This is a genomic window from Microcoleus sp. EPA2, assembly GCA_020882975.1.
Lineage (GTDB): Bacteria > Cyanobacteriota > Cyanobacteriia > Cyanobacteriales > Microcoleaceae > Microcoleus.
In genome coordinates, this window is record JAHRFD010000009.1 from 1 (window position 1) to 13,893 (window position 13,893).

Genomic DNA, 13,893 nt, shown 5'->3' on the forward strand with positions numbered 1-13,893 from the left:
ATTGGTATCTTGCTTTCATTTTTACTGGCTGTTTACTTGCTCTATTATACCATGACTGACTGATAGAATAAGGACAATTAAAGCCGTCCTATAAGGACGGGGCTTTAGACCCATTTCTTTGGTAAGTTCAAGGATTCGGGGTGATTCTCGTTTCATAGATGCTGTAACGCGGTTTTTTTGGCGATCGGATCGCAACATTTGTAGGGGTAGTGCCCCCGTGCCTACCCCCGATCGGGGCAACCACAGGGGGATTGCCCCTACCTTAATTGTAGAACTCATTCAGAGGCGCTATAGTAGCGTTAGATTATCACTTGCTCAATTTATCTTTGATTTGATCCCAGATAAATTCATCCATTTTTGCCTGGTTATCAAAGAAGTATTCTTCGAGGTATGGCTCAATTTCCATTTCCCAAATATCTTGGATATCTTCAGCTAAGGTTTTTGTCAAAAAGAAGGAGATGCCTAGTTCATAGTGTTTGTTGTTAATTGCCCGATTGACATTTTCTAGAATCCTAGTTAATTTATCAACTGGGAAACCTGTTTTCTCTCTCTGGTGATACTGTCGCAGGACTTCATAGTTTGGATAGATGGGAATGAATGCGAAACGGCGGCGGAGTGCGTTATCAACTAAGGCAATAGAACGGTCTGCGGTGTTCATTGTGCCGATGATTCGGACATTTGTAGGGATTCTAAATAGTTTACCGCTGGCTAGTGTAATAAAGCGTTTTGTGTCTTGTCGGTCATCTAGGAGATACATTAACTCGCCAAAGACTTGAGAAAGATTTGCGCGATTAATTTCATCAATAATCAGAACACAAATGTCTTCACAGGCTTCGGCTTTTTCGCAGAATTCTAGGAATCTACCGGGAACTATTGAGTAGGTTAATTGTCCGTTTTGAGTTATTGGGCGGAGGCCTTCGATAAAGTCTTCGTAGGTGTAGGCGGGGTGAAATTGGATAATGTCTGAGAAACCGTCACCTCCGCCGATTAAGTGTTTGGCTAGTTTTTCGGCTATAAAGGTTTTTCCGGTTCCGGGTGGGCCTTGGATGATGGTTTGGCCTTTGCGGTTAATGGCGTGTATCCATTGGGTTAGTTGGGTTGTTTGAAAACCAGTAATTTCTGAGATTTCTTCTAGTTGATACACTGGATTAAATTCCTTTTCATAGACTGTAAAATATTGATTTATAAGCAGAGGGGAATCATTATCGTACACATTGTAACATAAAAATAAGGGAAATACCTTTTTAAAGGTTTGTACTATTAGTTGAATTAACTTTTTAGCAGAATATCCTAATACTTCTTTTTTTTTAAGCGATCGAGCAACCTGAATATTAGTAATGTTATATTCTTCAAATTCGTCTCTTTGTTGGATAATACTATTTAATAATTCATAAATACATTGTGGAGATTTCATTATGATCGTAGGATCTTCATCCACAGGTAAAGTAGAACGAATTATTTCCTTAGTTAAATAGCAATGATATTGATTCGGAAGGTTATAACGTTTGAGGCTATCGATTGCAGATGGATTATTTATATCATAATTGGTTTGATAATTATCTATAATACCATCAATTTCGTTAAATTTTGTACAGAAACCAAAAGTTAAGTCTTGGTTGTCAAATCTTAGCATTAAGTAAGCATTGTCTCCATAATAGATATCTTTAAAACTAAAAAATATACTGTAAGCTATTGATTGTAAACTTTTTGTTTCAACGATCGAGCCAAATTGCTCCCACTTGATATTTATATATTTTTTGATAAAATCAGGCAACAGCTCTTCTACATGACTAAAAATATACCTCAATGGCTCTTCTAGATATTTTAAGAAATCTTTTTTATGTGCCATGTAAAAATCTGAGCTTGGGTTTTCACAAAATTCGGTCAATAGGTTAAATGTGTTCTCTGAAAAAGGGCATTCAGGATGTACAAAATTTTTTTCCATGTTTTCTGTGTTTTTCAGGTGACTCAATTGTTGTTCTTAACTTATTGTAGCCGATCGCCCTTCCCGACACCAGATATCTGAGATGCGATCGCACCCCCATCCTTACCCACATCAATAGCCCTCCCAAACCAGTAACACAGGCAAAACCGCTAATAACCGTTCCCGGAAAAGTTAAAGTTGCGCCGAGTGACTCAGATTTACCAAATTGTGTCTATACTAGATAATTGAATCCGGCGATCGCGACTAATAACGGGTACATTAAGATACAAAGCAGTAGCAGCAATAATGCGATCGGGCAAATCGGGAATTTGCGATCGGTCAACTTGCCTTAAAGTCAAAGCTATATTGCGATCGAAAGGAATTTCAACCAATAAGGCATCATCGCTCTCAACTTCTCTCAATAATAGATCGAGAGTAGTTGAATTAATCCGCCCTCTCTCGCTCAGATAGACAATTTCTGCTAATGTAATTGATGAAAAAGCCACCTGATTTCCCTCGGCACCTATCTGTTCTATTGTCGTTCTAGCAGTCACCGAAAGTCGCGAATCGGCAAAGATATACCAGATAACAGCATGAGTATCAGCTACAGCACGCAGCATTAGAAATCCTCCCTTGGGAAATTCGCCCATTCTTCGCTGCGAACTTCATCTATATCAGCGGCAGAGGGTGCAATTCCCAAATCAGCACATAAACCCCACAATGATTTGCGGGGAAGCGGCAGAACAACTAATTCTCGTTCTATTTCAGGAACTATCGACTTAATCAACCGTAACTTTTCGGCTAGAGATAAGTGCTTGACAAGATTTAAAACAGCCTCGAAAGTCATGTTTTTTATGTTTCAATTTTTGATAGATATAATTGTAGCATTTTAAAAGTACGATCGCTACTCTACTCGATCGCCCTTAACATACAAAGATTCCAGAAACCTCACAGCTTCATCAAGCACAGCTTCCGGTAACTGTTCAAGAATTGCGATCGCCCTTTGACGAGTTTCTCGATCGACTGCTGTTGTTTGCTGCGATTCAGTATCTACTAAACTGTTATTTTCAAATGGCTTTTGCTTCGACAAAGCTGTTTCTGGAGTGACCAAGATGCCGACCTCTGCCGGAAAATTGACAGTTTCACGATTGTAGCATTTAACAACCAGATTTGTCACATTCATTGCTACCCGCTGATTAAATCTGAAAATCTCTGAAAAAGTGCGATCGCCGCGAGTAGTCTGAAGTAAATGTTCTCCAACTCGATTCACTTCTGTTGTAAAAATAAATTTTTGTGTATCCGTACCCACAGACAGCACAACCTCGTGAGTATTAGGGGCGATCGCAGATTGAATAGATAAAACTTGCACTTTCATCGTTTTAATGAGTAAACTGCTTGAAGGTTCCAGTAATTCAAAAACTCTGCTAATTCCATTTTATATTTTGTAGCATTCCAAGGGTCGCGAATCATAATTTTTCCTGTATCATCAAGTCCATCAACAATGACTATATGACCCAAGTCAGCTAAAGTTTCCCACAAAATAGCAGCCCAAGAACCAGTAGTAATTAATACCTCAACTATTTCAGAATTTGTGGCGCCAGGAATAGAAATAGTACCACCTAACCAAAATCTAGAACTGCTTGTATCCAGAGTATTGAGTGCGATTGCTAAGTCTTCAACACTTACAGGTACTCCAGTTTCCGCCGCAATTAAAGATTGGTTCGCACCATAAACCCCGCGATCGCCAAGGAGCATTTCACCACAAGCAGGGCCGCAGGATAACTTATCTTGTTGTTGGACAACAGCCCGATCGGCTATTTCATCAATAACTTGCCAATTGCCACCAGCCCCAGACAATCCTACCATAACATCAGTTTATCGTTTTTGACTGATGCTTTGAAAATAGCAGCCGACTGTTAGGGTTACTACAAGTTGTGAATTAACTTAACATTAATGCTGCTCACAACAGTTCCCGGAAAAATTAAACTTGTGTCGAAATTACCTAAACGTGCTATATTCAACCCCGTAAACCCTGAATTGCACTTTCAGGTATGCCAAATTCATCAACGAGTCAACTAAATGCTCCCTACTTTCAAGAAATTAGCTGCGATCGCCATTTTTTTTGTAGCCATCAAACTTTTAGTTGATTCTCCCTATTTCAAACAAACCAAAGATTCGATCGCCCATAGAAACGAAGCAAGTGCCACATTAGACCCCCCAAGCCTGCGCCAAAGGGCCACAAACAAGCCCCCAGCAGCAGCTCAAACATCAGGCGATCGCCACTTTGATATCGTAGTATATGGCGATGAAGTACCGGGCATATGTGCAGCTATCTGGGCAAAGAAAACCCTAGGTGCAAACGGAAAAGTAGCAGTAGTGCGATCGAACCATGAAAGCGCAGCTTTAGGCGGCGTACTCACCCGCGGCGGTTTAGGTTACGTCGATTTAGATAAAATCCCCGATTGGTACAACCAGCCCTACGCCCAATGCTTCCGGGAATTCCTAGACAAAGCAAACGTCCCCGAATCTTGCTTAGAACCAAAAATGGCAGATAAAGCACTCAAAGAAATGCTTTCAGAAGCCGGAGTTAAAGTTATTTCCAACTCGACTCTCACTCCCCACGTAGTCGATAAAAAAATTGAATATGCCGAAGTAGAAGACAGTGGAGTTAAAATCAAAGCTAACTCTTACATAGACGTAACTCAAGATGCCGAATTCGCCAGAAAAGCCGGATTATCCTATTATACAGGATATGAATCGCAAAACATCAAATCCAAAAATGAAACCTTAGCGATATCCATAGTTCCGACAATTACCGGCTTAACAATGTCCGACCTCCGCAGAATGGAAGATGACATTCTTTACAACACGCCTTTAGTAGAAAAAATTAAAACAAGCATTACTAAATATAAAGATGATGCCAGTACCGAATTTTGGATGAGGAATTTCTCAAGCACGATTTATCAAGCCTATCGAGACGGCTACAATATCAGAAGCGCATCCATAGGAGCAGCATATCACGTAGATAGAAATCTGCCCTTTACTCAAGACAAAGGCTTCTTTTTTGACAAAGCCAATATTTGCGTTTATCAAGACAATTCTATGTCATGGAACGGCTTCCTATTTAAATATCAAGTTGACCAACTGATGAAGATGGAAGCTAACGACAGAAAACCGACTCGTGAGATGCTGAAAGAAATGTCATATCTGCAAGAATGGCTGCAAAAAAAATCGGGTAAAGATGTGAGAGTATTTATCCCGGATGAAGTTTACATCCGGCAAACTTTGAACGTTCGCGATGTCGTAGATCCGCTGACGGGACAAGAAATTATTAAAGGAGGAACCGAGGCCGAAAAGTCGATCGGCAGTTTTTCATACGATTTTGATTTACGAGGCGGAGTCAAGGATTTGTCATCGAGAATTCCTGGATTGCCCGTGTATAATTTTGGCATAGAAAGTGCATTGGCTAGCAAAGTGAATAATTTGGCGATCGTCGGGCGCTCATCTGGATATGTCGGTATGGCGGTATCAGTCGGGCGGATTGCGACGGTGAATATTTATCAAGGACAAGGTGTGGGCGTAGCGGCCGGTTTGGCTAGCAAGTGGGGCGTGCCGCTGAATACGATTACTTCTGCTAAAACGAGAGCAAACTTGGAGGCTTTGACGGGTAAAACTACTTATTTGTCGGGGAGAGATACGAGTTATGGAGTGGATTATAAAGAGGTGAAATAGATATTAAGAGGATTTTACCGCAGAGAGCGCAGAGAGCGCAGAGAGGGGAGGGATGAGAGGTTTTTTTACGACATCAAAAACCCTCGCAACACTCTTACCTCTGTGCCCTCTGCGTCCTCTGCGGTTCAAATCTCTTCTCTTTATGGGGTGGATTATAAGAAGGTGAAATAGATATTAAGAAGATTTTACCGCAGAGAGCGCAGAGGGCGCAGAGGGGAGAGGGATGAGAGGTTTTTTTAGGAGAGGATGAGGCGGCGAATTCCTTCTTTTAAAAAGCGGACGTTAAAGTTGATGAGAAGGGCTAGAGGATGACCAGTCATTTTGAGGTAGGAGATAACTTGAGCTTCATGGATAGGAAGTATGGTTTGGACTGACTTTAATTGAACAACGAGAGTGTTGGCAACCAACATATCATATCTGGCTTTCCCAACCAAAACACCCTTGTAAAGGACATTCACCGTAGGTTGAGGGTCAAAAGGAATTCCCCGGCGCGAGAGTTCTTCACGCAACGAATTCTCATATACCGCTTCCAAAAACCCCGGCCCCAACTCCTTATGAACCTCCATAGCCGCCCCAATCACAGCGTAACTCAATTCATTAAGATCCTCTGCCAACTCCCCTCTCCTTTTTTCAAACCAATATCAAAATCATAACCCAAAACCCTCTCCCCACTCTTCCCTCTGCGCCCTCTGGCGCTGGTGCGGTTCAAAACTCTTCTCTTAATGGAATGGATTGTAAAGAGGTGAAATAGATATTAAGAAGATTTTACCGCAGAGAACACAGAGAGCGCAGAGAGGGGAGGGATGAAAGGTTTTTTACGACATCCAAAACCCTCGCAACACTCTTCCCTCTGCGCTCTCTGCGCCCTCTGCGGTTCAAAACTCTTCTCCTCCCCCCGCTGTGGCACAATCATAAATAAGATCAAACTCTCAAGCCACCATGACCGCAAACCTACCACCCCAATACGACCCCAAAGCCACCGAAACCAAGTGGCAAAAATACTGGGAAGACAACCAAACCTTCAAAGCTGACCCAGAACAAGGCGGCGAACCTTACTGCGTCGTCATCCCGCCGCCCAACGTCACCGGCAGTCTCCACATGGGACACGCTTTTGAAGAGACGCTGATTGATGTCCTCGTGCGCTATCAGCGGATGACAGGGCGCAATACTCTGTGGTTGCCGGGAACGGATCATGCTAGTATCGCAGTTCAAACTATTCTGGAAAAGCAACTTAAAGCTGAAGGCAAAACTCGCTACGATTTAGGCCGAGAAAAATTCTTGGAAAAAGCCTGGGAGTGGAAAGCTGAGTCTGGCAATACTATTACTAATCAATTGCGCAGTTTGGGCGTGTCTGTGGATTGGTCGCGAGAACGGTTTACGATGGATGAAGGCTTATCCGCTGCGGTTTTAGAAGCTTTTGTCCGCTTGTACGATGAGGGGCTGATTTATCGCGGCAATTATTTGGTGAATTGGTGTCCCGCGAGTCAGTCTGCTGTGTCGGATTTGGAAGTTGACCAGCAGGAAGTTGACGGGCATTTGTGGCATTTCCGCTATCCTTTGACGGATGGTTCTGGTTATTTGGAGGTGGCGACGACTCGACCGGAAACGATGTTGGGCGATACGGCGGTGGCTGTGAATCCAGAGGACGATCGCTACCAACATCTTATTGGTAAAACTGTCACTTTGCCCATTGTGAATCGCGAAATTCCGGTGATTGCGGATGAGTTTGTCGATCGCACTTTTGGCACTGGCTGCGTTAAAGTCACTCCCGCCCACGATCCCAATGACTTCGAGATGGGTAAACGCCACGATTTGCCGTTTATCAACATCATGAACAAGGACGGCAGTTTAAATGAAAATGCGGGAGAGTTCCAAGGACAAGATAGATTTGTTGCCCGCAAAAATGTGGTAAAGCGGTTAGAAACAGACGGATTTTTGGTTAAAATCGAAGATTATAAACATACAGTTCCCTACAGCGATCGCGGTAAAGTCCCCGTTGAACCTTTACTGTCTACTCAATGGTTTGTGAAAATTAATCCTCTTTCTGAACGCGCTTTAGCAGCCTTAGATGAAGAGAATTCACCAGTCTTTGTACCGGAAAGATGGACAAAGGTTTATCGGGATTGGTTGGTAAAGTTGAAAGATTGGTGCATTTCCCGACAATTGTGGTGGGGACACCAAATCCCGGCTTGGTATGCTGTTAGCGAAACTCAGGGAGAAATTACTGATACGACTCCATTTTTGGTGGCAAAAAGTGAAGCTGAAGCTAGGGAAAAAGCTGCGGCTAAATTTGGTCAAGATGTACAGTTAGCAAGAGATCCAGATGTTTTGGATACTTGGTTTTCTTCTGGGTTATGGCCTTTTTCTACTTTGGGATGGCCGGATGAAACTAAGGATTTAGATTTTTATTATCCGACAACTACTTTGGTTACTGGTTTTGATATCATCTTTTTCTGGGTGGCTAGAATGACGATGATGGCAGGACATTTTACGGGAAAAATGCCTTTTGATACTGTTTACATTCACGGTTTGGTGTTGGATGAAAATGGTCAGAAAATGTCTAAGAGTAAAGGGAATGGTATCGATCCGCTACTGTTGATTGGTAAGTACGGGACTGATGCTTTGCGCTATACTTTGGTTAAGGAAGTGGTAGGGGCTGGTCAAAATATTCGCTTGGAATACGATCGCAAAACTGATGAATCAAAATCGGTGGAAGCTTCGCGGAATTTTACTAATAAGTTGTGGAATGCTGCGCGGTTTGTGATGATGAATTTGGAGGGACAGACTCCGCAGCAATTGGGGAATCCTTACCCCCCCCAGCCTCCCGTAGGGGCGGTGCCCCCGTGCCCGCCCACCGTAGGGGCGGTGCCCCCGTGCCCGCCCACCGTAGGGGCGGTGCCCCCGTGCCCGCCCACCGTAGGGGCGGTGCCCCCGTGCCCGCCCTTGGAATTGTGCGATCGCTGGATTCTTTCTCGCTACTATCAAGTAGTGCAGCAAAGTCGTAACGATTTTGAAACTTACGCTTTTGGGGAAGCGGCGAAGGGACTTTATGAGTTTATTTGGGGCGATTTCTGTGACTGGTATATTGAATTGGTCAAGTCTCGCTTACAACAGGATGCTAAACCGAATTCTAAGAAAGCTGCACAGCAAACTTTTGCTTTTGTTTTGGAAGGTATTCTGAAACTTTTGCATCCTTTTATGCCACACATTACTGAGGAGATTTGGCACACTCTGACTCAAACAGGTGAGGATGAATGTTTGGCTTTGCAAAGTTATCCTGAAGTGCAAGCATCCCTAATCGATTCTGAGTTAGAACAGCAGTTTGAGTTGTTATTTGGTACGATTCGGACTATTCGGAATTTGCGCGCTGATACTGATATCAAGCCAGGGGTTAAGGTGACGGCGATTTTGCAAAGTGAAAGCGCTAAGGAACGCCAGATTCTCTCAGATTGTGCTATCTACATTCAGGATTTGGCCAGGGTGGAAAATCTGACGATTGCTGCTAGTTTGGATGCAGAATCTTCTCTGGCAGGCCAGGGCGGGTCAATTGCTGGAGTTGTGGGTACTGTACAAGTATTGATTCCTTTGGCAGGAGTTGTGGATTTGGTGGCGTTGCGTGTTAAATTAGAGAAAAAGTTGGCTAAGATAGAAGGGGAAATTAAGCATACTTCGGCGCGTTTGAGTAATCAGAAGTTTGTGGAAAAGGCCGATCCACAAGTTGTTCAGGTGGCGCGGGATGGTTTGGCGGAGGCCGAAAAACAGGCGGAAATTTTGCGCGATCGGCTTAAGTTATTCTAATCGATATCTTCCATAATTATTGTGGAACAAGCCCTCTGGCTTGTTCTTCACAGGCTTTTTGGAAGATGTTAACCCGAAGGGCCGGGGCGGGTTTTCGAGATAGTTAGTTTTGGGCAGAGATTGTTGGTAAAACCCGCCCCTACGAGTTCGTAAATCAAACAAGTAACCAATAACTAATAACCCCTAACTAATAACCGTCATGCTATATTTAGCTCAAGTAAAAAATCAGGAAGTTTTAGGCGAAGCCTCTCTGGAATTGTTGGCTTGTCAAAATGCTGATGATAGTTGGGCGATTCTTTCTGAACAAAAAGTATTGACTTTACCTAAAATTTTGGGTGAGGTGTCAAATAATTTTGTAGGTAATATCTTGAATGAAGGTGTTTTAGTATTAGCAGATGTTGGGGAAAATAGCGAAATTTTGAATCTGCGATCCGCTACTAACTGGGTAGTGGAATTAGTTGATAAGTATCTCAAAAATGGTATTACACTTGAATTTTTGCAGCTAGAAGCAGAGAAAGCAGAAGAATGGCGGCAATCTCTGACTTTGCAAAGTCAAGAATTATCTCGTCGTTTGATTGAAGTAGAAGCGCGTCGGGAACAAATTCAAAATTTAGAAGCAAAATTCCAGAAAACAGCAGTTGAACCCGCCGAATAAACTTCTGATACTGCACAAACAAAGTCCCAGCAGAGTGGGACTAAGATATCAGCACTATCATTGGGCTAAAGAATTTTGGATTTCAGCCAAGCGGCGGGGAGACACTGCAATTTCTGAAAATTGGTAACGTAGGCCCGCTTCTGAAACACATCGTACTGATTGCGTTCGATCGCATTTAAGATTCTGCTATAGAGCATGGTAGCAGCCCACACAGTCCAGCGGATATCGGGACTGAGAACTTTGATTCCCGGTTCGGCGCTAGCATATAATTTGCGAGCTCGCTGAATTTGAAAGCGCATTAATTCCCGCCAGCGGTTGTCATTTACGCCGTTGAATAAGTCTTCTTCGGTGTAGTTAAACAGTGCTAAGTCTTCTAGGGGAATGTAAATGCGGCCGCGGCGGGCGTCTTCTCCGACATCGCGCAGAATGTTAGTTAACTGTTTGGCGATACCAAGGGCGATGGCTTCTTCTTTGGGAATTTTATTACCCCAGTGCCAATTCCAGTTAGCTGCGGAGTTTGATTGGTCCACACCCATGACAGACATCGACATCAGCCCGACGGTACCGGCTACTCGATAACAGTAAAGATTGAGCTCTTCAAAAGTTTCGTACCGGCTGCGGTACAAGTCCATTTGTTGACCCGCAATCATCTCTCGAAAGGGTTGAATGTCGATCGGGAAACGAGACAACGTATCTACCAAAGCTACGTCGTAGTCGTCGTGGGGGTGGCCGGCAAACACCGATTCTAGGCGTTTTTCCCACAGATTGAGGGTTTCAGGAGTTGTTGCATCAGAACCGGGCCCGTCTACGAGTTCGTCGGTGCGGCGGCACCAGACGTAAATCGCCCAAATGGCCCGACGCTTGGCTTCGGGCATGAGTTGAGTGCCTAAATAAAAATTTTTGGCATAACTCGCCGTGACTTGGCGGCACAGTTCGTAGGATTCATCCACAGAGGCCAGAGTTCTCATGCACTGGAGTTTTGACAGTTGCAGCATCCGAGAATAAGAAATTTAAAGATTAGAACTGACATTCTCCCGTCTAGAAAACGGGAGATTCTTTTACCTTTTTATGAAAAATTCTTAATTTTTCATTTTTTATTTGCCGTTGAAATAGCCTGCGCTGTCAGCTTACCAGAAAGCACGGCACCTTCCATACTCGCAAGATAACGCTGCATTGTATAATCCCCCGTTAGATAGAAATTGCTAATGGGAGTTGTTTGCGAGGGACGGCACTCCTGGCGGCCGGGGGTGGCTTTGTAGACGGAACGAGGGGTTTTGACTACGTGATATTTGAGCAGTTTAGCGGGTGCTGGGATTTGATCGGGAAAGAGTTTTTCTAACTCGACCATTGTGGCTGCGACGATATCTTCGTCAGATTTGCCGATCCAGTCTTTTGCTGGTGCTAAAACCAGTTCCAGCATTGATTTGTCTGGGTTGGCATATTCGCGGCAGGTGTTGCTCATGTCGGCGTAGACGCTTAGTAAGGGCGATCGCGAGAACAGCAAGTGATCGATGTCGGTTAATTTGCGATCGAACCACAAGTGTACATTGATTACGGGTACTCCCTCTAAGCCTTCGAGCTGTTTGAAATAGTCCATTTTGCCCCAAGGTTCCGGCATCATCAGCTTCAGAGGGTCTACGGGCATGGCAGAAACGTAGATATCGGCTGTCAGAATTTCGGCCTGTGCCCCTTTGATCCCCCGAATCTGGAACCCTCGCACGGTGTTGTCATCGTTGAGCAAAAACTCCCCGATGGGTGCATTCAGCCGGACTTCGCCACCGCGCTCAGTTATGTAGTCTACCATTGGCTGACACAACCTCTCGGTGGGGGAACCGTCTAAAAAGGCCATTTTCGAGCCATTTTTCTCTTGCAAGAAGCGGTTGAGGGCTGTCAGCAGTATGGTTGCGGATATTTCCTGGGGATCGATGAAGTTGAGCGCCTTGGACATGGCGATGAATACTTCTTTTTCGACTCTGGGGGGGACGTTTTGCTTTTTCAGCCACTCGGAAAAAGAGTATTTGTCCATTGCTTCGACGTATTTTTGGCCCTGAAGCATCGCCGGAATTAAGCCGATGCCAAAGCTGATTTTTTCGGGCCAGGTGAGCATATCGTTGTTGCCCAGGATGGCTGCTACGCCGTTGAAGGGGGCGGGAATGTCGGGAAAGTCAAAGCGGGAATAGGTTCCGGGGGTTTCTGGTTGATTGAAAATCATGCTGTGCTGTTTCCATTGCAGCCTGTCTTCAATATCAAGTTCTTTGAAGAGTTGCAGCATATTGGGGTATGCCCCGAAGAAGATGTGAAGGCCGGTTTCGTACCAGTCGCCGTCTGCATCTTTCCACGCGGCTACTTTGCCGCCGAGTACGTCTCGACTTTCTAGGACTATGGGGCTGTGGCCCGCGTCGGTAAGATATTTAGCGCAGGAAAGTCCTGCTAAGCCTGCTCCGGCGATCGCAACTCGCATTTGATACTACTTGGCCTCTGTGTTCGCTTCGGTTTAATTATAGTTTACAACTCGTTACATTTTTTGGGGAACTTCAGCCTGTCCCCGTGACGTGGGGTCTACTTAAGACTGAATCAGAAGATTGACCTAGAATTTGCCTAGGGAATTCTAGGTCATTGGTCAACTCAGTTCCAGTCTAGTTGGAAACTGGTCTGGGTACTTCGTAGGTCAAAAAGTCATAGGCCATTTTTGTATTCGGAAAAATAGCCTGGGCTTCCTTGAGCAAATCATCTAGGACGATGGGATTTCCCGGAGCGTAACGGGGACTAAAATGGGTCATAATTAGCTGTTTCGCCCCAGCACTCAAAGCTACTTGAGCAGCCATTGTCGAAGTTGAATGGAGGCGATCGAAGGCCATTTGAGCATCTTGATGAGCAAAAGTAGCTTCATGCACTAACAAGTCCGCATCTTTGGCTAATTCCACAGCACCGTCACAATAAACTGTGTCGGTACAATACACAAACTTCCTACCTATTTGATCTGGCCCACAAAAATCAGTGCCTTTAAACTCCCGCCCATCCGATAACTTAACTGTTTTTCCTTGTTTTAATTCGCCGTAAATAGGCCCGGAAGGAATACCGACTGCCTTCGCTTTTTCGACATCAAAATGTCCGGGACGGTCTTTCTCGGTGATGCGGTAGCCAAATGCAGTAACTCGATGCTTCAAAGGACCGCAACTCACAATATATTCGTCATCTTCATAGATGACTCCAGGATGACTTTTGTGGACTTTCACTGGGTATGAAAAATGGGTTTGGGAATAGCGAACTCCAGCTTGCAAATATTCTTCAAGTCCCGGAGGCCCGTAAATATCGATGCGCTTGACATTGCCCGCTAAACCGCAGCTAGCCAGCAAACCCATTAAGCCGAAAATGTGGTCGCCGTGTAGGTGGGTGATGAAAATGCGGGTGAGTTGGCTGACTTTGAGCTCGCTGCGGAGGAATTGGTGCTGGGTTCCTTCGCCGCAGTCAAATAGCCAGAGTTCGGCTCGCTGGGGCAAGCGGAGGGCGATGCTGGAAACGTTGCGCGATCGCGTGGGTACGCCTGAGCTAGTTCCGAGAAATGTAATCTGCAAGAGTCAAATCACCTCAATTAAAGTTAAAAAATATGTTACATATATCCAGAGTGCGGCTAATCCGACCTTCAGGAAATGCTGACCGACAGGAATTGGCATCAATCCCTGTTCCTGGGAGGATCTACTCGCTCAAATCATTTTTGACGCGCGCAGAGTGTGCTAAACCTAATTCTAACGTTTTCTTTCTGCTATTCTCTTGCTTTTTCCCT

12 protein-coding genes are annotated in these 13,893 nt (G+C 44.5%); 3 read left to right on the forward strand and 9 right to left on the reverse strand.

All coding sequences use genetic code 11. From position 1 onward, the window contains the following. Positions 1–307: 307 nt before the first annotated feature. The 5 genes from AAFP14_RS10570 to AAFP14_RS10590 form a co-directional block, all read right to left on the reverse strand. Complete coding sequence (locus AAFP14_RS10570) at positions 308–1,945, reverse strand: McrB family protein (protein WP_341732219.1); 1,638 nt, start codon at positions 1,943–1,945, stop codon at positions 308–310. A gap of 197 nt (positions 1,946–2,142) precedes the next feature. After that, entirely contained in the window at positions 2,143–2,544 is a 402-nt protein-coding gene (locus AAFP14_RS10575) for a type II toxin-antitoxin system VapC family toxin (RefSeq protein ID WP_341732220.1), read from the reverse strand. After that, positions 2,544–2,771, reverse strand: coding sequence for a hypothetical protein (locus AAFP14_RS10580; protein ID WP_341732221.1), 228 nt, complete (start codon positions 2,769–2,771; stop codon positions 2,544–2,546). The genes AAFP14_RS10575 and AAFP14_RS10580 overlap by 1 nt, the downstream gene beginning before the upstream one ends. A gap of 57 nt (positions 2,772–2,828) precedes the next feature. Next, positions 2,829–3,299: a hypothetical protein gene (locus AAFP14_RS10585; protein ID WP_341732222.1), complete on the reverse strand. Its 471-nt coding sequence runs from the start codon at positions 3,297–3,299 to the stop codon at positions 2,829–2,831. Continuing rightward, positions 3,296–3,790 (reverse strand): papain-like cysteine protease family protein, encoded by a 495-nt coding sequence (locus AAFP14_RS10590; RefSeq protein ID WP_341732223.1) that lies wholly within the window; start codon positions 3,788–3,790, stop codon positions 3,296–3,298. The genes AAFP14_RS10585 and AAFP14_RS10590 overlap by 4 nt, the downstream gene beginning before the upstream one ends. Positions 3,791–4,003: 213 nt before the next feature. On the opposite strand from AAFP14_RS10590, the gene AAFP14_RS10595 reads away from it, so the two are divergent. After that, on the forward strand, positions 4,004–5,656 hold the full coding sequence (locus tag AAFP14_RS10595) for an FAD-dependent oxidoreductase (RefSeq protein ID WP_341732224.1): 1,653 nt from the start codon (positions 4,004–4,006) through the stop codon (positions 5,654–5,656). A 236-nt stretch (positions 5,657–5,892) separates the two neighbouring features. Here the strand turns inward: AAFP14_RS10595 and AAFP14_RS10600 are convergent, their stop codons facing one another. Next, on the reverse strand, positions 5,893–6,270 hold the full coding sequence (locus AAFP14_RS10600; protein WP_341732225.1) for a GxxExxY protein: 378 nt from the start codon (positions 6,268–6,270) through the stop codon (positions 5,893–5,895). A gap of 325 nt (positions 6,271–6,595) precedes the next feature. Between AAFP14_RS10600 and AAFP14_RS10605 the strand changes: the two genes are divergently transcribed. Both AAFP14_RS10605 and AAFP14_RS10610 read left to right on the forward strand, forming a co-directional pair. Further along, positions 6,596–9,454: a valine--tRNA ligase gene (locus AAFP14_RS10605; RefSeq protein ID WP_341732226.1), complete on the forward strand. Its 2,859-nt coding sequence runs from the start codon at positions 6,596–6,598 to the stop codon at positions 9,452–9,454. A gap of 199 nt (positions 9,455–9,653) precedes the next feature. Beyond that, positions 9,654–10,109 (forward strand): hypothetical protein, encoded by a 456-nt coding sequence (locus AAFP14_RS10610; RefSeq protein ID WP_341732227.1) that lies wholly within the window; start codon positions 9,654–9,656, stop codon positions 10,107–10,109. Between the two features lie 65 nt (positions 10,110–10,174). On the opposite strand, the gene crtB is transcribed toward AAFP14_RS10610, so the two are convergent. The 3 genes from crtB to AAFP14_RS10625 form a co-directional block, all read right to left on the reverse strand. Then, positions 10,175–11,104, reverse strand: a complete 930-nt coding sequence (gene crtB / locus AAFP14_RS10615) for a 15-cis-phytoene synthase CrtB (protein WP_341732228.1) — start codon at positions 11,102–11,104, stop codon at positions 10,175–10,177. A gap of 92 nt (positions 11,105–11,196) precedes the next feature. Further along, positions 11,197–12,570: a 15-cis-phytoene desaturase gene (gene pds / locus AAFP14_RS10620; protein WP_341732229.1), complete on the reverse strand. Its 1,374-nt coding sequence runs from the start codon at positions 12,568–12,570 to the stop codon at positions 11,197–11,199. A 175-nt stretch (positions 12,571–12,745) separates the two neighbouring features. Next, complete coding sequence (locus AAFP14_RS10625; RefSeq protein ID WP_341732230.1) at positions 12,746–13,684, reverse strand: ribonuclease Z; 939 nt, start codon at positions 13,682–13,684, stop codon at positions 12,746–12,748. Between the last annotated feature and the right edge of the window lie 209 nt (positions 13,685–13,893).

Bases quoted from the DNA above. Each gene is read 5' to 3' on its own strand.
- AAFP14_RS10570 (WP_341732219.1), bottom strand. From the start codon at position 1,945: ATGGAAAAAAATTTTGTACATCCTGAATGCCCTTTTTCAGAGAACACA.
- AAFP14_RS10575 (WP_341732220.1), bottom strand. From the start codon at position 2,544: ATGCTGCGTGCTGTAGCTGATACTCATGCTGTTATCTGGTATATCTTT.
- AAFP14_RS10580 (WP_341732221.1), bottom strand. From the start codon at position 2,771: ATGACTTTCGAGGCTGTTTTAAATCTTGTCAAGCACTTATCTCTAGCC.
- AAFP14_RS10585 (WP_341732222.1), bottom strand. From the start codon at position 3,299: ATGAAAGTGCAAGTTTTATCTATTCAATCTGCGATCGCCCCTAATACT.
- AAFP14_RS10590 (WP_341732223.1), bottom strand. From the start codon at position 3,790: ATGGTAGGATTGTCTGGGGCTGGTGGCAATTGGCAAGTTATTGATGAA.
- AAFP14_RS10595 (WP_341732224.1), top strand. From the start codon at position 4,004: ATGCTCCCTACTTTCAAGAAATTAGCTGCGATCGCCATTTTTTTTGTA.
- AAFP14_RS10605 (WP_341732226.1), top strand. From the start codon at position 6,596: ATGACCGCAAACCTACCACCCCAATACGACCCCAAAGCCACCGAAACC.
- AAFP14_RS10610 (WP_341732227.1), top strand. From the start codon at position 9,654: ATGCTATATTTAGCTCAAGTAAAAAATCAGGAAGTTTTAGGCGAAGCC.
- crtB (WP_341732228.1), bottom strand. From the start codon at position 11,104: ATGCTGCAACTGTCAAAACTCCAGTGCATGAGAACTCTGGCCTCTGTG.
- pds (WP_341732229.1), bottom strand. From the start codon at position 12,570: ATGCGAGTTGCGATCGCCGGAGCAGGCTTAGCAGGACTTTCCTGCGCT.